This window comes from Bradyrhizobium sp. AC87j1 (genome assembly GCF_002936975.1).
Classification (GTDB): Bacteria; Pseudomonadota; Alphaproteobacteria; order Rhizobiales; family Xanthobacteraceae; genus Bradyrhizobium; species Bradyrhizobium shewense.
Window position 1 is genome coordinate 12,957 of sequence record NZ_PTFE01000086.1, and the last position, 21,895, is coordinate 34,851.

Genomic DNA, 21,895 nt, shown 5'->3' on the forward strand with positions numbered 1-21,895 from the left:
GACTTTATGCGGCAAGGCCGTTGGATCGTCGGCGCTCGGAAAAGGCTTCGGCCGCAGCCGCCACCGCCTTCGCCGTCGACGGCTTGGCTGCGGGCGCGACGACCGTTTCCGGACCGGTCATGGGGCGCGCGGCGATCGCGATCTTGGACAGCCGCCGCACCACGTTGTCGGCCTCGCCGAGCTGCTTGTAGAGCTGGTCCGACATCTGCGTCGCCGCGGCGAGTTGGCTGCCGAGGTTCTCGTTGACGTCGCGCACGGCGAGCTTCAGCCCGCCGATCGCGCGCTCGGCGATCTCGGTCGCGGTGATCAGCTCGCCGATCACCGCCTTCAGCGAATGCTCGTCCGCCTTCAGCCGCGTCAGCCGCTTGTTGAGCATGACGCAGTAGAAGATCGTCAGCATCAGCAGGATAGCCACCAGCGTTTCGATCGCCATTCCCAGGGAGTGGTTCATGGGGCCTCCATCATCTTGTTCTGCTCGTCTACCTTCTCGAACATCGCAAGTGTCGTATTCGGCTTGCGCAAGGGTTTCGTCACGCGGATCGCGACGCGGTCGCCGACCCGGCCCATCCGCCCCTCGGTCAGCGTGACGTCGCCGCAGCGCACGGTGACGTTGGCGTCGGCGCGCATGTCCAGCGGCAGCGTGTCGCCGACCTTCAGCCGCATCAGCTGCTTGAGCGGAATGTCGGCCTCGTAGAGCACGGCATCGACGGCGATCTCGGCCTGCACGATCTCGGTGGCGAAATGGCCTTCCCAGACCGGATCGCGGCCGAACTTTTCGCCCATGAACATCTGGAGCAGGACGCCCCGGATCGGTTCGATGGTCGCATAAGGCAGCAACAGCTCGATGTTGCCGCCGCGGTCCTCCATGTCGATGCGCAGGCGCACCAGGATCGCGGCATTGGCGGGACGGCTGATCGCGGCGAAACGCGGATTGGTCTCGAGCCGGTCGATCGTGAAGGTCACCGGCGACAGCGGCCGGAATGCCTGCTCGGCGTCGGCCATGACCACCTCGACCAGCCGCTTGACCAGCTCGGTCTCGATCGTGGTGTAGGGCCGCCCCTCGATGCGGAGCTGGCTGGTGCCGCGGCGGCCGCCGAGCAGCACGTCGATCATCGAGTAGATCAGGCTGGAATCGACCACCGCCATGCCGAAATTGTCCCACTCTTCGGCCTTGAAGACGGTGAGGACGGCGGGCAGCGGGATCGAATTCATGTAATCGCCGAAGCGCACCGATGTTATGCGGTCGAGCGAGACTTCGACGTTGTCGGAGGTGAAATTGCGCAAGCTTGTCGTCAGCAACCGCACCAGGCGGTCGAAGACGATTTCGAGCATCGGCAGACGCTCGTAGGAGACCATCGCCGAATCGATGATGGCGCGAATGCCGGAATGGTCGTCGAGGGTGACGTCGCCGACGGCGAAGCCGAGGAGGTTGTCGATCTCCTCCTGCGACAGCACCCGCTCGCCGGAGTTCTTGCCGCTGCCGAGATCGCGGCTGCCGTCCTCGACCATGGCGGCCCATTGCAGGGCCATGGTCTCCGACAGCTCGTTCTCGGCCGCAGCCTTCGCGGCCTCGGCGGGATCCTCGGAATCGAGCGATGCCTCCCATTGGGCGGCAATCGCATCCTGGTCCATTTGCTCGTTGCCGGCCATGACGCTAGCCCATCACCTTCCGCAGCGTCCTCACTGGATCACGACTTCCTTGAACAGCACCGCGCTGACCTGGACCGGAGCGACCGCCGCGTTGACGCGCTTGGTCAGCTCCTCCTTGAGGCGGAAGATGCCGGCGGACCCGTTGAGGTCGGAGGGGCGCAACTCGCGCACATAGGTCTGGAAGATGTCGGTGACGCGCGGCATCGTCGGCTTGATCGCCTCGATCTGCTTCTCTTCCTTCAGCTCCAGCACGATCTTCAGCCGCAGATATTGCACGCGCTCGCCGGGCGCGCCGGCCAGGTTGACCATGATGTCGGGGACGTCGACAAAGGACGGCGGCTTCGGCGGAGGCGCGGCCTCGGCATGATGCTCGTCGTCGCCGTGCCGGAAGAAGAAGAACCAGGTCGCAGCACCGCCGCCGAGCACGGCGAGCAGGCCGACGGCCATGATGATGAGCTTCAGCTTGTTCTTCGGCGGAGCGGCTTCCGCGCCTTCAGCGGCCGCGCCGCCTTCCGCTTCATTCTCTGCCATGGTCGCCGCGCCCGGATCTCTCAAAGGGGTCGAAAGAGCGAAGCCTTAAGACAAGGACGCGATACAAATGCCCCGGCGCAATGCGCTCCTCTTCATGGCAAACGCTACGGTAATAATGGTTAACGGAATCTTTCGATTGGGCGTCCACTAGGAAAAATCTGCCGGGCAGACATGGCTAACAGAACCTTTCTGCCGCCCTCCTGCGCCCCTTAAAAATCGACAAGCCACTGAAATTACGAAGCTTTCCAGGTTGGCACGGCTTTCGCTGAGAAAGGGCCGAGACCCGACGGTTTGGGAGAACCCGACGGTCTCGTTCACGGGGTCCGCCAAGGCGCTTGGGAGAGCGAAATGGCAGATCCGCTCAGGGGAGATTTCCGATGCAGAACGCGCTTCTGATCGGCTTGTCACGGCAGATGACGTTGGAACGGCAGATGGATGTCATCGCCAACAACGTCGCCAATGCCAACACCAACGGCTTCAAGGCCGACCATTCGCTGTTCGAGGAGTACCTCAACTCGAACGCGCGTGAGGACAATTTCATCGGCGCGGACCGCCGTGTCTCCTATGTGCAGGACCGCGGCACCTACCGCGACATCGGCCAGGGGCCGATGGAGCCGACCAACAACCCGCTCGACATGGCGATCGACGGCAACGCTTATTTCGCGGTGCAGGCCAATGGCGGCGAGATGTTCACCCGCGACGGCAAGTTCTCGCTCAACTCGACCGGCCAGCTCGTCACCCCGGACGGCAATCTGGTGCTCGGCACCGGCGGCCCGATCACCTTCCAGCCGACCGATCACGACATCAACGTCGCGCCCGACGGCACCATCACGGTGCTCGAGGGCACCGCCAAGACCGACTCGATCCGCGGCAAGATCCGCATGGCCTCGTTCGACGATCCGACCAAGCTGACCAAGCTCGGCGCCAATCTCTATGCTGCCGGCTCCGCCACCCAGCAGCCCGATGCCAAATCCAGCAGCGTGCGCCAGGGCTATGTCGAGAAGTCGAACGTGAATTCGGTCGGCGAGATGACCCGCATGGTCGAAGTCATGCGCAGCTACACCGCCATCGCCAATCTGCTCCAGCAGCAGAGCGACCTCCACAAATCGGCGATCGAGAAGCTCGCCGACGTTCCGGCCTGATTGAGGGAGAACTGACATGCAGGCGCTTCACACCGCAGCGACCGGAATGGCGGCACAGGAACTCAACGTTCAGGTGATCTCCAACAACATCGCCAACCTGCGCACCACCGGCTTCAAGAAGCAGACCGCGGCGTTCCAGGACCTGATCTACGAGCACGTCCGCCGCGTCGGCGCGCAGGCCTCGGACCAGGGCACCATCCTGCCCGTCGGCGTCGACATCGGCGGCGGCGTCAAGACCGTCGGCACCCCGCGCAGCATGACGCAGGGCACGCTGTCGCAGACCGGCAACGATCTCGACCTCGCGATGTCTGGCGAGGGCTTCTTCAAGATCCTGATGCCCGACGGCACCTACCAGTACACCCGCGACGGCACCTTCCAGATGGACAATCAGGGCCGTGTCGTCACCGCCCAGGGCAACCCGGTGCAGCCGACCATCACGATCCCGAACAACGCCTCCGGCATCAGCGTGAGCGAGCAGGGCCAGGTCTCGGTGACGCTGCCGGGCTCGTCGACCTCCTCGATCGTCGGCCAGATCGGCGTGACCCGCTTCATCAACAAGGCGGGCCTGCAGCCGGTCGGCAGCAACCAATTCACCGAGACCCCGTCGTCCGGCCCGCCGCAGGACGGCACCGCGAACTCCGAGGGCTACGGCAAGATCACCCAGGGCAGCCTCGAGCAGGCCAACGTCGACGTCGTCTCGGAGATGAGCGACCTGATCGCCGCCCAGCGCGCCTACGAGATGAACGCCAAGGTGATCAGCGCCGCCGACCAGATGATGCAATCGACCACGGCGCTGTTCCGCTGAGGTGATGACGATGATCCGCACCACCCTCGCCACAATCTCCGCCCTGCTCGCGCTGGCCCTGCCGGCAGCGGCCGCGGACGACTTCATCGCCTCGCCGATGCTGCGCGCGAGCGTCACCGTGACCTCGGACGTGGTGCGGGTCGGCGATCTCATCGACAATGCCGGATCGGCCGCGCTGATCCCGGTCTACCGCTCGCCCGATCTCGGCACCACCGGCACGCTGACGGTCGCGCAGGTGTTGTCGGTGCTCCGCGCCAAGCAGGTGATCGGCGTGATGACCGGCGACCTCAAGGAGGTCCAGGTCACCCGCCTCGCCCGCACGCTCGCGAACAAGGATCTCGAAACCGCGGTCGCCTCGGCGCTCGAGCGCCGCTTCGGCCTCGGGGACGCAGCCAACATCACCGTCACGCTCGACCGCGGCGTCGCCGAGATGCGGCTGGACGCCTCCAACTCCGGCACGCTGCAGCCGGTCGCGACCCGCTACGACGCCCGCAGCGGCCGGTTCGACATCGCCTTCGAGATTGCCAACGACAGCAATCCGACCCCGACCAAGCTGCGCTTCACCGGGACCGCGATCGAGACGGTGGAAGTGGCCGTGCTGACGCGCGACATCGAGCGTCTCGATCTCCTGAAGTCTTCCGACGTCGCACTGGAACGCCGGCCGAAGGCCGAGGTCACCGGCGAGCCCGCTTCGCGCGACCGCAGCGTCGGCATGCAGCTGCGCCGGCCGATGCGCGCGGGCACCCCGCTCCGTGCCGCCGACATCGTCAAGCCCGACTTCGTGGTGCGTGATCAGAACGTCACAATCATCTACCAGGTGCCCGGCCTCTATCTCACCTCGCGCGGCAAGGCGATCGAGAGCGGCGCCGAAGGCGACACCGTCAGCGTGCTCAATGTGCAATCCAAGCGGACGCTGACCGGCGTCGTCACCGGCCGCGGCCAGGTGACGATCCAGGGCGCAAGCCAATCCGCACCGATGGCGCCCGCGGTCGAGCAGACCTCCTCGCTCAAGCGTGATGAGGCGCCCGCCCCCGTCGACACCGCAGCCCTCGTCCGGAACCTGGTGCAGGCCCCCGCCTCGCCGGCCCAGATCGCAGAAGCCCAGATCCCGCAAGCTCGCGTCTCGCAAGCTCAAGCCAAGTAAGAGTTCGTCATGTCCGCTTTCAGTTCGGCTTACCGTCTTCGTCGCATCGCGATCTCTGCCCTGCTGCTGGCCAGTTGCGCGCTGGGCGGTTGCTCCTCGATCGACCGCCTGTCGCAGATCGGCGAGCAGCCGAAATTGTCCGCGATCGACAATCCGACGACGCAGCCTGGCTACAAGCCGGTGCAGATGCCGATGCCGAAGCCGGAGGTCGCCTCCTACAATCCGAACTCGCTGTGGCGCAACGGCAGCCGCGCCTTCTTTAAGGACCAGCGCGCCCGCCAGGTCGGCGACCTCCTCACGGTGACCGTCAACTTCACCGACAAGGCCAACATCGCCAACGAGACCCAGCGCAGCCGAACCGCGAAGGAAGATTCGGGGATTACCGATTTTATCGGCAGCCAGACGGTCACGCAGCCACTGAAGATCCTGCCCGGCCGCATCCTGACCACAGACTCCACCTCCTCAGCCGACGGCAAGGGCTCGGTCAATCGCCAGGAAGCGTTGCAGACCAACGTCGCTGCGGTCGTCACCCAGGTGCTGCCGAACGGCAATCTCGTGGTCGAAGGCAAGCAGGAGATTCGCGTCAACTACGAGATCCGCGAGCTCGTGGTCGCCGGCATCGTCCGCCCCGAAGACATCCAGAGCGACAACACCATCGATTCCAGCAAGATCGCGCAGGCCCGCATCGCCTATGGCGGCCGCGGCCAGATCACGGACGTGCAGCAGCCGCGCTACGGCCAGCAAGTGATGGACGTGCTGCTGCCCTTCTAAGTCTCTCCCGAGCTCCCACATCGTGTTCGCGAACTTAAGGCGCGAACGACGATGTACTACGCGGCCCTCGCTAGCTCCCCTGGCGAGGGCCGCATGTATTTTGCCTGCGCCGCGGAAAGCGGCGCAGGCAACTCTCACAGCAGCATGATCCCGCGTGCTTGCGCCCACCGCTCCAGGATCTTGCTCTCCTCCGCTAGCGGCGGACGGTTTGCAAACCCGCGAACCTGAACCGCCCGGGAACGGGTATCCAGCTCGATGGTCAGCAGCCGCTGGACATCGCCCGAGGCACGGCGACGGAGCGACCAGATCGACGCATGCCCGGCAATGCACTTTGTCGCGTAAGTGGCGACGCAGTGACGCATACCCCGCGTCTCAGCCACGAGAGCGGCTGCGGTCCGCAACTGGACCACAACGTACTCCTCACGCTTGGCCCCCGCGATCGCTACACCGAGCCAACGGTCCTCGATCTGCTCGGGGCTTGCTGCCAGCCCACGCGCACGGTTTCGCGCAGCCTCGGCGCGACGGCGTGCGGCCTCGATACGAGCGATCGCATCGAGATCGCGATGCCAATCGCGCATCTGCCGACCAAGCGAGATCAGTGAACGCCCCTTAGGGGTGTACTCCGGATCACGCCGGTGGCAATCAGCGAGGTAATCGTGGAAGTCATCCATGTCCTCGACCGTGGTGGGATGCGCGCAGAAGAAGCGCACCACATCTCGCCAGAAGCGATGCTGAGCGCGCGGCGTCTGCGTGATCCTGGTGCGCGCGATCCGCATCGCAACGGCGGGATCGTTCGCATAGGATCGCGCGATGGCCTGCCAGACCGCAGCCTCGAAGCCAACGCTCCCCAAAGGATTGAGGAACGCATGGACCTCCTTGCGAGACAGCCATTCGGCCGCACCGGCAGCGTAGAGCGAACCGCCGCCGGCCGCCGCGATGTACCAGCGCTTGCGCAAATGGATCTCGCCGGCGCCCAGTCCCGCGCCGTCGATCCAGATATGCTCCAGATGTTCTGCGACAGGATAACGCGCAAAGAGATAGCGAGCCGCGGCAAGACGAAGACGCGCGGCATCGCGAGTCTTCATCCGCGGCTTCCAGGCCTCGGCATCGCGCACGATGTCGGCCTCGAAGCCACGCCTGGCGTCGTAGATCGCGGTCTCGAAATCCGGTGGAGGACGCGTCCGCTGCGACACATGCCGCAGCGACAGCTCGTAGGCTTCAACCCGCGCGCGCTCGGCCTCCCGCCGGCGCTGAATCAATGAATGTGCCATTGTCGTTCAACATGATTGGGTGACTGTCAGCCGGACGCAGCGAGAGCGTCGGCACGGAGCGTGTCGATCGCCACAGACTGTTCACGGCTGGTCTCCTCATTGTTGAACGCGCAGGTTGAATGGGACGGGGCTCATAGACCCGATCGCCGGCGGGCGCAAGATGTCTCTGTCGGATGGAGTCAGAAACTGCACATCACGATAGAGGCTCGCGACATTTTGGCAACGCTCTCGCCGCATGCCGTCCTTGCGAGCGGCTTGTCCGCCAAAGCTCAAAGAGCGAAGACGGAAGCGAAGCAATCCAGACTGTCACCGCGGAAAGATTCTGGATTGCTTCGCTTCGCTCGCAATGACGTGGATGAGGGTACAGCATTCAAGCCACCCCCTCTGTCATCGTCCGCGAAGGCGGACGATCCAGTACTCCGAGATATTCGTGATTGTACTGGTGCAGCGCGGCGTACTGGATTCCCCGCCTTCGCGGGGAATGACTGCGGGGACTACCGGTGCCTCTCAGGTAAACTTCACCTCCACCGTCCCCAGCCCGTCCAGTTCCATCCGCACCTTGTCGCCGGCCTTCAGCCACAGCGTCTTGACCAGGCTGCCGGTGAGCACGAGCTGTCCCGCGTGAAGACTCTTGCCTTCGGCGGCGAGATGGTTGGCGAGCCAGGCGAGCGCGTTGTGGGGATGACCGAGCACGTCGGCGCCGGTGCCGTGGCTGACCTCCTCGCCGTTGAGGATGGCGCGGCCCTTGACCGCCTTCAGGTCCGGCACCGACGAGCGCGGAACCGCCGGAGCCAGCACGCAGCCGGCTGCGAAGAAATCGTCGGCGATCAGCGTCGGGGCACCCATCGCCTCCCACTTCACGTAGCGGTCGTCGACGATCTCGATCGCGGGATGATAGGCCTCGACCGCCTCGCCGACCCATTCGGCCGTGAACGGCGCCTCGCCGGCGGCCAAATCGCGCTTCAGCCGCACCGCGATCTCGCATTCGACCCCGACCCGGACATAGTTGGAGGCGGCGAGCTTGGCGCCGCTGTCGTGTACGCCCTTCTGGAACACGCCGCCGCCGCAGGGATGCGGAATGCCGATATAGTCCTGCATCACCTGGCTGGTGCAGCCGATCTTGTAGCCGACCAGCGGCCCGAGATGCGGCAGCAGCAGATCGTGCACCGCACGCTGGACCTGGTAGCCCTCGGCCTCATCCATGGGGGGACGCTCCAGCGCCGCGAGCGGCGCATGGTTGCGGCGCGCCAGCGCGATCGCCTTTGCGGCTTCGAGAATCTTATCCATCGGCGCCGCCTCCCACGCTACGCAACATTGCCGCTCAGTTCAGCATCCCCGTCCGCGCCTGACAAGCGCTGCGCTCGGCCGGGCCGAATACGGGGGGCTCCCGCCGCTTAAGGAAATATTGAGTTGGTCCGGTCTTTATGGAGCCACGCGCCAGGCCCACCCGCCCCGCGCGGAACGAGACCCTGATTGCAGCGATGCGTGAAGCCGCTGCGCCGCCGTCTCAAGATGCCGGTCGATCTCCTTGATGCGACTCGCAAAACTTCCCGCACCTGAAGTGAAGGCTTTTTCTCATGCGAACTCACGTGAGCATGCAGGATTCGACTCTAGCCCATTGATCGCGATTCATTTTTCGCGATCCCGGCAATTGGCATCGGACGACAGCGGCGTTGTGGCGCAGGAACCCGCCACAACGCCGCGTGCAGTGACTTCGCTTCCGTCAAATGCGTCCAAGCGCGAGGCGGATGGCGACCTCGACCGGCGAGTAGTCGCCCTCGCTCCGCTCCAGCCGGTACGGCTCGGCGAGATGCAGCGGTGGTTGCGCCAGGAAGCGCGGTCGCGTTCCCCGATGCTTCTGCGCGGCATGAACCAGGAAGGGATGACAGAGATAGACCGTGCCGGCCGCACCCGTCGCGAGCGCCACCGGACAATCGGCCCCCATCTGCTCCAGCATCATGTGCGCCCGCCCCGCATCGCCGGCTGGCGCCAGGTAACGCGCCATCGGCAGATGCGAGCCGACCCGGATCCGCGTCGGCGCATCGTCGTCACCGACATCGGAGAACAGGAACAGCAGCAGCAGCGCCCGCCCCCGCGAGGTGATGTTGACGCGCCAGGCCGAGAAATCCTGCATCTCGTTCGGGTTGCTGGCCTCGCCGGGAAAGCTGAGATCGACATGCCAGCCGTCGTCGCCCGGATCGTCCGGATGCGGAAACCGCACCGGAAAGGTGCCGATGTCGCCTCGCGGCCGCCATCGCCCCTGCCCGACGATCTGGTCGAAGGCGGCATGGAGCACGGCGGTGTTGATGGCATCCCGGAACGGCGGACCGCCATAATAGGGCAGCCGCACCACGGGTCGGGTCCAGCTCGCGGGGTCGTGCTCGCTGCATGGCAGATCGCGCCAGATGATGGCGCGGGCGGCCTCGGCGAGCTCACGGGGGAAAGCATTGTCGATCCGGACAAAGCCGTCGCGGATGAATTGGGCTATTTGCGCGTCGTCAAACGCGCGCGGATTGGCAGTCATGATGATCTCTCAAAGGCTCGCCAGCCCTCATCGTCCGCTCACTGCGGAACCGGCTGGCTCAATCGGTTGGGAAACCGCAAGTCGAACTTGCGGGACGCAATGCCTCCGCGGCGGAGGCGCCTGCGCTCAGCCCAGGAAGAAGACCGATGCGATGTTGAGAGTGCAAATCATCATGACGGCGCGAATCTACGCGCCGAACCAGCGGCGTTCAAGCGACGCCGTGAGCCAAAAACAAAAGAGCCGCACGCGGCGGCTCGGGCTCTATTCGTCGCGATAGACCTTCTCGCGCTTCTCGTGGCGCTCCTGCGCCTCCACCGAGAGCGTCGCGATGGGCCGGGCCTCGAGCCGCTTCAAAGAAATTGGCTCGCCGGTGTCCTCGCAATAGCCGTAGGTGTTGTCCTCGATCCGCTGGAGCGCGGCGTCGATCTTGGCGATCAACTTGCGCTGGCGGTCGCGGGCACGGAGCTCGATGGCACGGTCGGTTTCGGACGATGCCCGATCGGCGAGATCGGGGTGGTTCACGTTCTCCTCCTGCAGGGCTTGCAGGGTGAGCTTGGACTCTTTGAGGATCTCATCCTTCCAGGCGAGGAGCTTCAAACGGAAGTACTCCTTCTGCCGGTCATTCATGAAAGGCTCTTTTTCGGTCGGTCGGTAGTTTTTCAACTTTTCCAAGGGCGGCCTATCTGTCTAAGCAACGACTCGCAACGGAAACAGGGTCCGTTGAGCCGGGCCTTATATAGTGGCCTCCTGTGACAGACAATATTTCCCTGAAGCCCCGGCTGGCGCCCCCAAGCCCTTGCACAGGAAGGTTTATCCTGGAGGGCCCGGGAGCGGCCGAAAGCCTAGTAACCGACCGTGAAACGCTGCCGCAGATGGGCCGGCCGCTCGATCTCGTCGGCGAGCGCAATGGCGTAGTCGGCGAAGCTGATCCAGCTCTTGCCGTTCGCATCTGCGAGAAGCTGGTCGGTGCCGAGGCGGAACTTGCCCGTGCGTTCCCCCTCGACGAACAGGGCCGACGGCGAAATGAAGGTCCATTTCAGCTCCTTTTCCTGCCGCAGCAGGTCGAGGAAGACCGAGCCCGCCTCCGCTTCCGCCTTGTATTGGGCCGGAAAATTGGGAGTCGTGACCAGTTTCACGCCCGGCGCGACGTCGAGGCTGCCGGCGCCGCCGACGACGAGGTAACGACCAACCCTGGCGTCCTTCGCCGCGCCGATCAGCTTCCGCGCATCGCTGGCCAGGAAGTGCACGGAACTCACGGCGACGTCGTGCCCGGCCCACAGCTTGGCAAGCCCCGCCTGGTCGAGCACGTCCCCCTTGGTCGGCGTGACGTTCGGCAGGGCCGCGATCTTCTCGGGGTTCCGGGCGATGGCCGTGACCGCATGGCCGCGGCGGGACAGTTCCTTGGTGATCTCCGACCCGGCCCGACCCGAGGCGCCGGCAACTGCGATTTTCATGGAAGGCTCCTTTGCTTCTGTAGTAACTTGAAGTGACTAGATATCGCAAAGAATGCTGGTGTTAAGAGAGCACTTTGTGCTTACCTGATTACGCAAGGGTAACCGCCACGCGCACCGCGAGCGACGAAAACGGATTCCGAGGACCGACGATGAAACCCGACGTCTATGCAGCGAACTGCCCCACCCGCCAGATTCTCGATCGCATCGGCGACAAATGGGCGGTGCTGATCCTGCTGCTGCTGCGCGAGGAGCCGATGCGCTTCAATCAGTTGCGCCGCACGATCGAAGGAATTTCGCAGAAGATGCTGAGCCAGGTTCTCAAATCGCTCGAACGCGACGGCCTGATCAGGCGGCATGCCATCGCGACCGTTCCCGTCACGGTGGAGTATTCGATCACGCAGCTCGGGCTGACGCTCGCCGGCGCAGTCGATCCGCTGCGCGATTGGGCCGAGCAGAATCTGAAAGACGTTCTCGCCGCCCAGCGCCGCTACGACACGCAGCAGAAGGAGGAAGCGGCGTAAAGGGTGCCAAGCAGGCTGGTGGCCAACCCGTCATCCCCGCGCAACGGCGAAGCCGTTGTCGCTGGAGGCGCGAGGCATGGGACGCCACGCGTCCCATGGAGAGCCTCGAACAATGAGCGGCCGAGATGCATCAGCGGGGCCGTCGCCCTTCGAGGGCCGCTGAAGAAGCGGCCGCCTCAGGGTGACGGATGACGATTAAGCCCGTCCGGCCTTGGCGAGCTCGACCTCGACGCGCAGCTCGATCTCGGAGAGCACCGCATCGAGACCGGGATCGCCGGAGGATGATTTCAGGTTCGCCGCAGCATCGCGCAGGCGCATCACGGTCGAGGCGTCGAGATTGCCGGCCAGGAGCCCCATCTTGAGATCGTCGAGCACGTCGAGCGCGGTCCTGCCGCGGACGACCGAGCGCTTGCGGCGCTCGACCGGATCCTCCTCGACGCCCTGCAGCGCGAGCAGCCCGTCGATATTGGTGGCGGCCTTTGGTGCGGCAGCGCTCCGGGTCTCCTGCGCCGACGAGGTGTCGGGCAGCACGAAGGTGCCGGAGCCGGTCCGCCTGGCCTGGCTGGCCGGCGTTCCAAGCGTCGTGCCGTTCGGTCCGTAGATGCGCATCGGAAGGAATCCGGGTGATCAATGCCGTCACCTTCGCCGTCTTATGGTTAACGGCGCGTAAACGGCCCGGCAAAATCTGCCGACAGGCGGCAGTTTCGCTCCTCAGGGACAACGCCCGCTGACACCGCTCGAAACAGATTTATTCAACCTATTCAGCGGCCTATCCCCGCCGCCCGGGTTGGCACAGCCCTCGCAAGGACAGCGCCGGACCAGCTCGTCATGGGAGTGTCGTGCAGGTCCTTCCGATTTGAGGAGCCTTTTGAGGATCCTTGGGGAGCAGAGGATGCCAAGCGTTCGTTGGGTGAGGATTGTTGGGGTGGCCTGCGCGGCGCTGTCGGCGCTGATGCTGTCGCTCGCGCCGGCGGCTGCGACCTCGCGCATCAAGGACCTCGCCAATATCGAAGGCGTGCGGCAGAACCAGCTCATCGGTTACGGTCTCGTCGTCGGCCTCAACGGCACCGGCGACACGCTCAACAACATCCCCTTCACCAAGCAGTCGCTGCAGGCAATGCTCGAGCGCATGGGCGTCAACATCCGCGGCGCCACCATCCGCACCGGCAACGTCGCAGCCGTGATGGTGACCGGCAACCTGCCGGCCTTCGCCACCCAGGGCACGCGCATGGACGTCACCGTCTCCGCGCTCGGCGATGCCAAGAACCTCCAGGGCGGCACTTTGCTCGTCACCCCCCTGTTAGGTGCCGACGGCAATGTCTACGCGGTGGCGCAGGGCTCGCTCGCGATCTCCGGCTTCCAGGCCGAGGGCGAGGCGGCCAAGATCGTGCGCGGCGTTCCGACCGTGGGACGCATCGCCAACGGCGCCATCATCGAACGCGAGATCGAGTTCGCGCTCAATCGGCTGCCTAACGTGCGCCTGGCGCTGCGCAACGCCGATTTCACCACCGCCAAACGGATCGCGGCTGCGGTCAACGACTATCTCGGCGTCAAGACCGCCGAACCGATCGATCCCTCGACGGTGCAGCTTTCTGTCCCGCCCGAGTTCAAGGGCAACGTCGTCGCCTTTCTCACCGAGATCGAGCAGCTCCAGGTCGACCCGGATCTCGCCGCCAAGATCATCATCGACGAACGCAGCGGCATCATCGTGATGGGGCGCGACGTCCGCGTCGCCACCGTCGCGGTCGCGCAGGGCAACCTCACCGTGACCATCTCCGAGAGCCCGCAGGTGAGCCAGCCCAACCCGCTGTCGCGCGGCCGCACCGTGGTCGCGCCGCGCAGCAGCGTCACCGTCACGGAGGACGGCAAGAAGTTGGCCGTCGTCAAGGACGGCGTCTCGCTCCAGCAGCTCGTCGACGGCCTCAACGGCCTCGGCATCGGTCCGCGCGACATGATCAGCATCCTCCAGGCGATCAAGGCCGCCGGTGCGATCGAAGCCGACATCGAGGTGATGTGATGCAGACCAGCACGATCAACACCCCTCGCCTCGCCACCTCCTCGGCTTTCTCGGTCGAGAGCCGCAACGGCCGGCCCGATTTCGAGCTCGCTGCGGCGCTACAAAAGGTCTCGCCGAAGCAGCAGGCCAGGGCGCAGAAGACCGCCACCGATTTCGAGGCGATGTTCCTCAACAGCATGTTCTCACAGATGACCTCGGGCCTGAAAGGCGAAGGCCCGTTCGGCGACACGCCCGGCACCGGCGTGTGGCGCTCGATGCTGACCGAGCAATATTCCAAGAACTTCGCCAAGGCCGGCGGCGTCGGCGTCGCCACCGAAGTCTACCGCACCCTCATCATGCAGCAGGCGAAAACGATCCGCACGGCATAAGGTCAAACGAGATGAACCATTTCAACGCCTCACGTCAGCCGATGCAACAGCGCCCGAACACCGCGCCCGGCAGCGCCGAGGCGCGCAAGCTCGCCGAAGACCTGATGGACGCGATGAGCGCCCTGCTCGGACTGATCGAGCGCGAGACCGAGCTCGTCCGCGCCGGCCAGGTTCGGGAGGCGATGATGCTCGAGAGCAAGAAGCAGGAGCTGTCGCGAAACTATGTCGGCGCCGTCAGCCAGTTGAAGGCGAACCAGGCGCAGCTCGCGAAATCCGCGCCGGAGCTGCTCTCGACGCTGCACCGCCATCACGATGCATTCCGCGCGATGCTCCAGGTCAATCTCACTGTGCTCGCGACCGCGCACGCGGTCTCCGAAAGCGTCGTGCGCGGCGTCAATGCCGAGATCCAGAAGCGCAACGTGCCGAACACCTATACGGCCGCAGGTCGCCGCGCAGCTCCGGGCCCGCGTCACATCACGCCGCTCGCGGTCAGCCGCTCGCTCTGAGCGCGCACAAAAACAAGCGACAATTTTACGAAAAACCGCGCGGCGAAATCGTCGCGCGGTTAGTCACGTTTCCTTACCGGGTCTTCAGTCCTGGTGTTCCATGGTTGCGTTATTAGAGGGGTTGGGATTTGACTCACGTTAGGCAACCAGGAGGCTGCCATGAGTACAGATTTCAGCATCAGGCCGGTGGGGATCCCGGCACCCGTGCAGATCGTAACGACGTCCAATGCGGCGGCGAACGAGGCTGTGCAAACCGATCTTCCGGTGAACCAGACGGTCGCCGCGGCGGATACGAGCGCACCTGTGCGCAACGATCTGCCGAACCACGAGAACGTCTCGCGCCAGGTCGTATTCGACCAGGCGGCCGCATCCTTCGTCTTTCAGGTCGTCAACGACAGGACCGACGCGGTGGTCAACCAGTTCCCCGACGAAGCGATGCTGCGCCGGCGGGCCTATTTCCATGCAATGGATATGAAGTCCGAGCCCTCGCGTCCGCTCAGCACCGACGTCAGCGCCTGACGATCGCGTATTGAGCGTGGCGGGATCGGCGACGATGTTCCTGGTCTGCGCCTGACCGGCGCGTGAGCGTCGTATTGCCGAAGCGAAGCGACGGGGCGTTGATCAGCACCTGCTCACATTGTGAGATGCCGCCGCTGTGACGGCGGCTGGCCCGAGGCACTCGCTAGAACGTTCGATCTATGCGCGTGCGCGAAAGATGCTCGCGACGCCGACCATCACGAGTCCTCGTCACGGCCGTCCGGACAGGCCCGCAGCGATATTGCGGTTGATCTCGATCAGCGGACGGAAGTGATCGAACTGCGGGCTCATCTGCAGCGCGGCGGTCTGGCTCAGCACGAACACGCTGATGTTGGCGATCTTCTGCCGGACGTCGATCGGCTGCGGATTGTTGTCGCGCATCGCCTCGCTCAGGAAGATGGTCCAGAGCTTGCGGTTGAACATCAGCGCCTGCATGGTCTGCTCGCTGAGCGGATCGGCGTTGTTCACCGCATCCTGGAGCTTGTTCGCGGCCTTGAGCAGGGTCTGCGCCTCGATGTCGCGAGGAGATGCAGTGGTCGTTGCAACGCGCGCGTAAGCCGAGGCAGCGGAATTCGACATCAATCACACCCTGGAGGTTACCTAGCGCGTTGGACGCGCTTAAGGATTTCTTTCCCAACCCTAGGCAGCACCGCTTAAGATTTGCTTACATGTGTGCTTGGAAGCACTCCGGATAATTACGGGTCGCGGAGCTCTTCGTCAGCGCAACGCTAGATCCACGCACGCACGATGTAAACTCGCTCGCGTGATGCGTGTCGATCTCAGCTAATCTTGTCTTAGCGGTCTCCCTCAAAAGAACGGCGGAGCGTTAGCCCCGCCGCGATATATCGTATGGCGATCTTGCGCTGCGAGATTAGCGGAGCAGCTGCAGCACGCTCTGTTGCGACTGGTTGGCCAGCGACAGCGCGGAGACCGCGATGGACTGGCGGGTCGACAGCGCCTGGCTGTTGGCCGCTTCCTCGTTGGTGTCGGCGAGCGTCAGGTTGGACGAGCCGGTCTGCAGCACGTTGATCAGGTTCTTGGAGAAGTCCTGACGCACCTGCACGATCGAGAGGTTCGAACCGAGCGAGGACCCTTCCGAGCGCAGCCTGCTCGAGGCGGCATTCAGGCTGGCCAGCACCTTGTTGGTGGCACCGTTGTCGATGAAGTCCGTGCCAGGAACGAGATTGCTGAGGCCGAGGCCGGCCGCGTTGAACACGACGCCGTTGATGCCGAGCGTGGAGCTGCCGGTTTCGTTGAAGACCAGCTTCAGCGTATCGCCGTTGAGCAGGTTGATGCCGTTGAAGGACGAGTCCTGCGACGTCGTGTCGATCTGCGCCAGGATGTTGTTGAACTGGCTGACCAGGCTCGAACGCGCCGTCTGCGCGACGGGATCCTGAACCGGCGGCTGCGCGGTGGTGAAGGCGAGCACGCCGGTGAGCGTACCACCGACCGCGCCGCCCGCGGCAGTCGAGCCAAGGGTCGAGGAGGCGTATTCGTTGACGGTGGTGACCGTCAGCACGCCGTTGGCGTCGATCGTCGCCGTCAGGTGGTTGGCCTGCAGCTGCACATTGAGCTGATCGAGCGTCTTGACCGTGCCGTTGGTGCCGTCGCCGAAGGTGACGTTCACCGGCGTACCGCCGTTGAAGGAGGAGAAGGTCAGAGTCTTGCCGCTGACACCGCCAACACCGGAGGTTCGCGCCGCGGTGAAGGCGGTCGCCGTTCCCGTATTGCCGCTGAGGCCGAACGCGCTGAGCGCGTTGCCCGTGCCGGTGATCGAGAGATCGGCATTGATGCCGGTGGAGAGCGCAAGCTGACCGCTGCTGTTGACCGACGACGGGATCTGGCCCGCGGTGGTCGACAGCGCCGCCGCGCCGTTGAAGATGCTCGCGGTCTTGACGCCAGTGGCGAGGTCGACCGCGTTGAGCAGGTCGGTCAGCGTCGCGCTCTGGATATAGACCGTCGAGTTGCCGTTGCCGTCGGTGACGATGTTGCCGCTGACGCCACCCGACGTGACGCTTGCCGCCGATTGCGGCGTCTGCGCGTTCTTGAAGGTGATGGTGTGTCCATCGATGTTCAGGGTCGAGCCGTCCTGAACGAGAGAGCCGAGCGAGCCGGCGGTTGTCGACCGGTTCGCGGTCACGGCGGCATTGCCTGCGCCGGTCGCCGCGGTCAGACCGAGCTTGTTGAGGAAGTCAGCCTTGCCCGTCACGCTCAGATCGGCGCCGGTCGAGCTCTTCAGCGTGACCTGGCCGCCGGTGATGGACGATGCCACCTGAAGCGTACCGACGGGACCCGCCGAACCGCTGACCGCGATGGTCGCCGCGCTCGCGCTGATCGTGGCGGTCTTGACGCCGCTGGCAAGGTCGATCGCGGTGAGGACGTCGTTAACGGTCGCCCCGGGCGCAGCCGCCGTTCCCTCATAGACGATCGAATTGCCGTTGCCGTCGGTGGCAATGTGTCCGCTGGCATCAAGGCCCCAGCCGGTCGGTTGCGTGCTCGGAGCGATGCCGGTGCGGAAGGTGATGGTCTTGCCGTTCACCGTGATGGTGTCGCCATCCGCAGGCGCACTCCCGAATGTGGTGGATGCGGTGGTGCCGACCAGTGTGGCGGTGCCGGAGAGTGCGGTGGTGCCGTCGGCGGCAAGCGCTGCCGTGCCGGTAAAGGTGCCGGCGCTCGAGCCGAGCGACGCGCCGAGCGCCGCAGTCCCGGTGACCGGGGTCGTGCCGCCGGCAGCACCGGTATAGAGCACGTTGCTCTTGGCGGTCGCGCTCGCATAGGAGGTCGTGCCGCGCAGGTCGGCCGGCGTCGCACCGGGAATCGTGGTGGAGACGTTGGATTTAGTGGAGTAGCCGACCGTGGTCTGCAGCGCCTGGTTGGCGATCGACTTGGCGCTGTCGATCAGCTTTTGCAGCGAGGTGATGCCGGTGTTGGCGGCCTGCAGCACCTGGACACCGTTGTTGATGCCATCGAGCAGGTTGCTGATGTCGCTTGCCCGGTTGTCCAACCCCTGCGCCGTGAAGAAGTTGGTGGGATTGTCGAGCGCGGTATTGACCTTCTTGCCGGTCGACAGCCGCTCCTGCGTCGTGGCCAGCAAGTCGGCCGTCGACTGCAGCGACAACAGGTTCTGGCGAACGGACGCCGAGAGAACGATGTTGGACATTGGCGAGTCTTCCTCTTGAACCGGATACGAATCGGCCGCGCGGTCTCGAAAGCGGGCTTTTGTCCAGTTTTAGGAGGTGTCCTTTAAAGTATGGTTAACGCCGGTTTAATCGATAGGGTTAACCGCCGGTGAACGCCCTGCCCGCCTCCGGACGCAAAAAAGAGCGGCGGGGCAAATGACCCCGCCGCTCGGTTTTATTTAGTAATTTCAGCCGCTTATTAGCGAAGCAGCTGGAGCACGCTCTGCTGCGAGGTGTTGGCCAGCGACAGCGCGGAGACCGCGATGGACTGGCGGGTCGACAGCGCCTGACTGTTGGCCGCCTCGACGTTGGTGTCGGCCAGGGTCAGGTTGGACGAGCCGGTTTGCAGCACGTTGATCAGGTTCTTGTTGAAGTCCTGACGGATCTGCACGACCGAGAGGTTCGAACCGAGGCTCGAGGCTTCCGAGCGCAGCGTGCTCGACGCCGCGTTCAAATTGGTCAGCACCCTGTTGGCGGCGGCGTTGTCGATGAAGTCGACGCCCACGGTCAGGGCGGCGAGGCCCAGACCCTTGGAGTTGTAGGTCACGCCGGTGATGTTCAGGCTCGACTTGCCGGTCTCGTCGAACACCAGCTTGAGCTGGTCGCCGTTCAAGAGGTTGACGCCGTTGAACGAGGAGTCCTGCGAGGTCGTGTCGATCTGGTTCAGGATGTTGTTGTACTGAGCCACCAGGTTCGCACGGGCGGTCTGGGCAACGCCATCCTGGACGGGGGTGGAAGCCGTCGAGAACGTGAGCGCCGAAGTCAGCGTGCCGCCGATCGCACCGCCGGCGGTCGTCGAGCCGAGCGTCGAAGACGCGTAGTCGTTGGACGCGGTGATGGTCAGCAAGCCGTTGGCGTCGATCGTCGCCGCGAGGTTGTTTGCGGTGAGCTTCGTGTTGAGTTGGTCGAGCGTCTTGACCGTGCCGTTGGTGCCGTCGCCGAAGGTGACGTTGACCGCCGTGCCGCCGTTGAAGGAGGAGAAGGTCAAGGTCTTGCCGGCAATGCCGCCGATGCCGGAGGTGCGGGCGGCGGAGAATGCCGTTGCGTTGCCGGTGTTGCCCGCGAGGCCGAACACGTTGAGCGCGTTGCCGGTGCCGGTGATCGACAGATCGGCATTGACGCCGGTCGAGATCTTGAGCTGGCCGGACGTGTTGATCGTCGAGTTCGACTGGCCGGTGGCGGTCGCAAGCGTCGCCGTGCCGTTGGCGTTGATCGTTGCGGTCTGCACGCCGGTGGCAAGGTCGATCGCCTTCAGCACGTCGTTGACCGTGCCGCCCTGCAAATAGACCGTCGAGTTGCCGTTGCCGTCGGTGACGACCGCACCGTTCGCACCGAAGCCGCTCGCAACGCTCGGAGCACCGGTCGAACCCGGGATCGGCGCGTTCTTGAAGGTGATGACGTGACCGTCGACGTTCAGCGTCGAACCATCCGCGATGGTCGCACCCAGTGAGCCCGCGGTCGTAGTCCGGTTGACGTTCAAGCTGGCATTGCCTGCACCCGAAGACGAGGTCAGACCGAGCGCCTTGAGCAGGTCGGCTTTGCCGGTAACGCTCAGATCCGCACCCGTGGAGCTCTTCAGCGTGACGGCACCCGCACCAACGCTCGAAGCGGTCTGGTTGAAGCTGGTGGCGAGCGTCGCAGCACCGGCCGTGATGGATGCCGTCTTGACCCCGCTGGCGAGATCGATCGCGGTCAACAGATCGCTGACCGTCGCAGCCGGAGTGCCCGCGGTACCGAGATAGACCGTGGTGTTGCCGTTGCCGTCGGTGACGAGGTTACCGCTGACGCCTGAACCGGACGCAACCGCAGTCGACGCCGGAGCAGAACCCGAGCGGAAGGTGATGGTCTTGCCGTTTACGGTCAGCGTGTCGCCGTCGGCGGGCTGGGCGTTGCCGAGCAGGCCGGTGGCGGTCGTGCCGTTGGTCGCAATCAGGGTGATGGCGCCGGTCAGGGCCGTGGTGCCATCGCCGGCCGTTCCCGCCGTGCCCGTGAAGGTGCCGATGGTGGCGCCGAGCGTCGTGGTGCCGTTCGCCGCCGTGGTGCCGCCGGCCGTGCCGTTATACAGCACGTTGCTGCTCGCGGTCGCGCTGGCGAACGAAGTCGTGCCGCGCAGGTCGGCCGCCGTCGCACCCGCGATCGTGGTGGAGACGTTGGACTTGGTGGAGTAACCGACCGTGGTCTGCAGCGCCTGGTTGGCGATCGACTTCGCGCTGTCGATCAGCTTCTGCAGCGAGGTCAGGCCGGTGTTGGCCGCCTGCAGCACCTGCACGCCGTTGGCGATGCCATCGAGCAGGTTGTTGATGTCGCTGGCGCGGTTGTCGAGCGACTGTGCGGTGAAGAAGTTGGTGGGATTGTCCAGGGCCGAGTTGACGCTCTTGCCGGTCGACAGACGGTTCTGTGTGGTGGCGAGAAGATCGGCGGTGGACTGGAGAGAGAGGAGGTTCTGGCGAACCGACGCAGAGAGAACAATACCTGACATGACTCTTACCCTTCTGGCTTACGCGTCTTCGTTCGATCGCTTCGGATCGAGTGACGGGGCCAGCGTGCCGCGACATGGCTAACAAAGGGTGAAACGAACATCGTCCGCATAAGCGTCGATTCACCATAAACGAACGACAGCCGCGCGCGGGTTGGCAAATCAGCCTGAAATCATTGGCGTTTCTCTGCGCTTACACTCCATTAACCATAACCGCTGGTTACTTTTCCAAAGCTCCACAGGACGCTGCGAGCGCAAGACGAGCGCAAGACGAGCGCAAAAAAAAGCGGCGGAGCCGAAGCCCCGCCGCCGTAGTCGTCTTGCGATGTCGTCCGCTTGTTAGCGGAGCAGCTGCAGCACGCTCTGCTGCGACTGGTTGGCGAGCGACAGCGCGGAGACCGCGATGGACTGGCGGGTCGACAGCGCCTGGCTGTTGGCCGCTTCGACGTTGGTGTCGGCCAGGGTCAGGTTGGACGAACCGGTCTGCAGCACGTTGATCAGGTTCTTGTTGAAGTCCTGACGAACCTGCACGATCGTCAGGTTCGAACCCAGAGCTGAGGCTTCCGAGCGCAGCGTGCTCGACGCCGTATTCAGGTTCGACAACACCTTGTTGGTGGCAGCGTTGTCGATGAAGTCGACACCGCTGGTCAACGCAGCGAGGCCAAGACCCTTGGAGTTGTAGGTCACGCCGGTGATGCTGAGGCTCGACTTGGCGGTTTCGTCGAACACCAGCTTGAGCTGGTCGCCGTTCAAGAGGTTGACACCGTTGAACGAGGAGTCCTGCGCCGTCGAGTCGATCTGGTTCAGGATGTTGTTGTACTGGTTGACGAGATTCGCACGCGAGGTCTGCGCAACCGTATCCTGGACGGGGCTGGAAGCCGTCGAGAACGTCAGCGACGAAGTCAGCGTACCGCCGATCGCACCACCTGCGGCGCTCGAACCGATGGTCGAGGACGCGTAGTCGTTGGTGGTCGAGACCGTCAGCAGGCCGTTGGCGTC

At 64.5% G+C, this 21,895-nt stretch carries 22 protein-coding genes; 9 read left to right on the forward strand and 13 right to left on the reverse strand.

Annotated elements, in window-relative coordinates; all coding sequences use genetic code 11:
* Positions 1-4: 4 nt before the first annotated feature.
* From CV770_RS31880 to fliL, 3 genes are read right to left on the reverse strand one after another with little or no spacing between them, the layout of a single operon-like run.
* On the reverse strand, positions 5-451 hold the full coding sequence (locus CV770_RS31880; protein WP_091965440.1) for a DUF6468 domain-containing protein: 447 nt from the start codon (positions 449-451) through the stop codon (positions 5-7).
* Positions 448-1,650, reverse strand: coding sequence for a flagellar motor switch protein FliM (gene fliM, locus CV770_RS31885; protein WP_104465180.1), 1,203 nt, complete (start codon positions 1,648-1,650; stop codon positions 448-450). The genes CV770_RS31880 and fliM overlap by 4 nt, the downstream gene beginning before the upstream one ends.
* Positions 1,651-1,680: 30 nt before the next feature.
* Entirely contained in the window at positions 1,681-2,181 is a 501-nt protein-coding gene (gene fliL / locus CV770_RS31890; protein WP_018321851.1) for a flagellar basal body-associated protein FliL, read from the reverse strand.
* 377 nt (positions 2,182-2,558) lie between these two features.
* Between fliL and flgF the strand changes: the two genes are divergently transcribed.
* Genes flgF through flgH form a run of 4 tightly spaced genes read left to right on the forward strand, consistent with a single transcriptional unit; the run spans position 2,559 to position 6,043 of the window.
* Positions 2,559-3,323 carry a flagellar basal-body rod protein FlgF gene (gene flgF, locus CV770_RS31895; RefSeq protein WP_104465181.1) on the forward strand — a complete coding sequence of 255 codons (765 nt, stop codon included), beginning with the start codon at positions 2,559-2,561 and terminating at the stop codon, positions 3,321-3,323.
* A gap of 16 nt (positions 3,324-3,339) precedes the next feature.
* Positions 3,340-4,128, forward strand: coding sequence for a flagellar basal-body rod protein FlgG (flgG, locus tag CV770_RS31900; RefSeq protein WP_091965437.1), 789 nt, complete (start codon positions 3,340-3,342; stop codon positions 4,126-4,128).
* Positions 4,129-4,138: 10 nt separating this feature from the next.
* The gene (gene flgA / locus CV770_RS31905; protein ID WP_201760128.1) at positions 4,139-5,272 is read left to right on the forward strand and encodes a flagellar basal body P-ring formation chaperone FlgA; all 1,134 of its coding nucleotides are present in this window, start codon (positions 4,139-4,141) and stop codon (positions 5,270-5,272) included.
* Positions 5,273-5,281: 9 nt separating this feature from the next.
* The gene (gene flgH, locus CV770_RS31910) at positions 5,282-6,043 is read left to right on the forward strand and encodes a flagellar basal body L-ring protein FlgH (RefSeq protein WP_091965436.1); all 762 of its coding nucleotides are present in this window, start codon (positions 5,282-5,284) and stop codon (positions 6,041-6,043) included.
* Positions 6,044-6,177: 134 nt separating this feature from the next.
* Here the strand turns inward: flgH and CV770_RS31915 are convergent, their stop codons facing one another.
* The 5 genes from CV770_RS31915 to CV770_RS31935 all read right to left on the reverse strand — a co-directional run bounded on the left by CV770_RS31915 (position 6,178) and on the right by CV770_RS31935 (position 11,292).
* A complete protein-coding gene (locus CV770_RS31915) occupies positions 6,178-7,314 on the reverse strand; it encodes a PcfJ domain-containing protein (RefSeq protein WP_104465183.1) in 1,137 nt (378 codons plus the stop codon).
* A 507-nt stretch (positions 7,315-7,821) separates the two neighbouring features.
* Complete coding sequence (locus CV770_RS31920) at positions 7,822-8,601, reverse strand: 2-keto-4-pentenoate hydratase (protein WP_104465184.1); 780 nt, start codon at positions 8,599-8,601, stop codon at positions 7,822-7,824.
* A gap of 436 nt (positions 8,602-9,037) precedes the next feature.
* A complete protein-coding gene (locus CV770_RS31925) occupies positions 9,038-9,838 on the reverse strand; it encodes a phytanoyl-CoA dioxygenase family protein (protein WP_091965432.1) in 801 nt (266 codons plus the stop codon).
* Positions 9,839-10,099: 261 nt separating this feature from the next.
* On the reverse strand, positions 10,100-10,465 hold the full coding sequence (dksA, locus tag CV770_RS31930; protein WP_008554760.1) for an RNA polymerase-binding protein DksA: 366 nt from the start codon (positions 10,463-10,465) through the stop codon (positions 10,100-10,102).
* 215 nt (positions 10,466-10,680) lie between these two features.
* Entirely contained in the window at positions 10,681-11,292 is a 612-nt protein-coding gene (locus CV770_RS31935) for an NAD(P)-dependent oxidoreductase (RefSeq protein ID WP_104465185.1), read from the reverse strand.
* 149 nt (positions 11,293-11,441) lie between these two features.
* Here CV770_RS31935 and CV770_RS31940 point away from each other — a divergent pair, with 149 nt between their 5' ends.
* On the forward strand, positions 11,442-11,813 hold the full coding sequence (locus tag CV770_RS31940) for a winged helix-turn-helix transcriptional regulator (protein ID WP_091965430.1): 372 nt from the start codon (positions 11,442-11,444) through the stop codon (positions 11,811-11,813).
* Positions 11,814-12,008: 195 nt separating this feature from the next.
* Here CV770_RS31940 and CV770_RS31945 read toward each other — a convergent pair whose 3' ends face one another.
* Complete coding sequence (locus CV770_RS31945; RefSeq protein ID WP_091965429.1) at positions 12,009-12,422, reverse strand: flagellar assembly protein FliX; 414 nt, start codon at positions 12,420-12,422, stop codon at positions 12,009-12,011.
* Between the two features lie 283 nt (positions 12,423-12,705).
* On the opposite strand from CV770_RS31945, the gene CV770_RS31950 reads away from it, so the two are divergent.
* The 4 genes from CV770_RS31950 to CV770_RS31965 all read left to right on the forward strand — a co-directional run bounded on the left by CV770_RS31950 (position 12,706) and on the right by CV770_RS31965 (position 15,223).
* Positions 12,706-13,830 (forward strand): flagellar basal body P-ring protein FlgI, encoded by a 1,125-nt coding sequence (locus CV770_RS31950; RefSeq protein WP_091965428.1) that lies wholly within the window; start codon positions 12,706-12,708, stop codon positions 13,828-13,830.
* Positions 13,830-14,198 (forward strand): flagellar assembly peptidoglycan hydrolase FlgJ, encoded by a 369-nt coding sequence (gene flgJ / locus CV770_RS31955; RefSeq protein ID WP_201760129.1) that lies wholly within the window; start codon positions 13,830-13,832, stop codon positions 14,196-14,198. The genes CV770_RS31950 and flgJ overlap by 1 nt, the downstream gene beginning before the upstream one ends.
* A gap of 11 nt (positions 14,199-14,209) precedes the next feature.
* Positions 14,210-14,704 carry a hypothetical protein gene (locus CV770_RS31960; RefSeq protein ID WP_104465187.1) on the forward strand — a complete coding sequence of 165 codons (495 nt, stop codon included), beginning with the start codon at positions 14,210-14,212 and terminating at the stop codon, positions 14,702-14,704.
* A 159-nt stretch (positions 14,705-14,863) separates the two neighbouring features.
* Positions 14,864-15,223 carry a hypothetical protein gene (locus tag CV770_RS31965; RefSeq protein WP_091965425.1) on the forward strand — a complete coding sequence of 120 codons (360 nt, stop codon included), beginning with the start codon at positions 14,864-14,866 and terminating at the stop codon, positions 15,221-15,223.
* A 228-nt stretch (positions 15,224-15,451) separates the two neighbouring features.
* On the opposite strand, the gene flaF is transcribed toward CV770_RS31965, so the two are convergent.
* From flaF to CV770_RS31985, 4 genes are all read right to left on the reverse strand, one after another.
* On the reverse strand, positions 15,452-15,820 hold the full coding sequence (gene flaF / locus CV770_RS31970) for a flagellar biosynthesis regulator FlaF (protein WP_008554779.1): 369 nt from the start codon (positions 15,818-15,820) through the stop codon (positions 15,452-15,454).
* Between the two features lie 292 nt (positions 15,821-16,112).
* Positions 16,113-18,401: a DUF1522 domain-containing protein gene (locus CV770_RS31975; RefSeq protein WP_091965424.1), complete on the reverse strand. Its 2,289-nt coding sequence runs from the start codon at positions 18,399-18,401 to the stop codon at positions 16,113-16,115.
* Between the two features lie 218 nt (positions 18,402-18,619).
* Positions 18,620-20,899, reverse strand: coding sequence for a DUF1522 domain-containing protein (locus CV770_RS31980; protein ID WP_104465188.1), 2,280 nt, complete (start codon positions 20,897-20,899; stop codon positions 18,620-18,622).
* Positions 20,900-21,235: 336 nt separating this feature from the next.
* On the reverse strand, positions 21,236-21,895 hold a 660-nt coding region (locus CV770_RS31985; protein ID WP_283811422.1), incomplete at its 5' end, for a flagellin.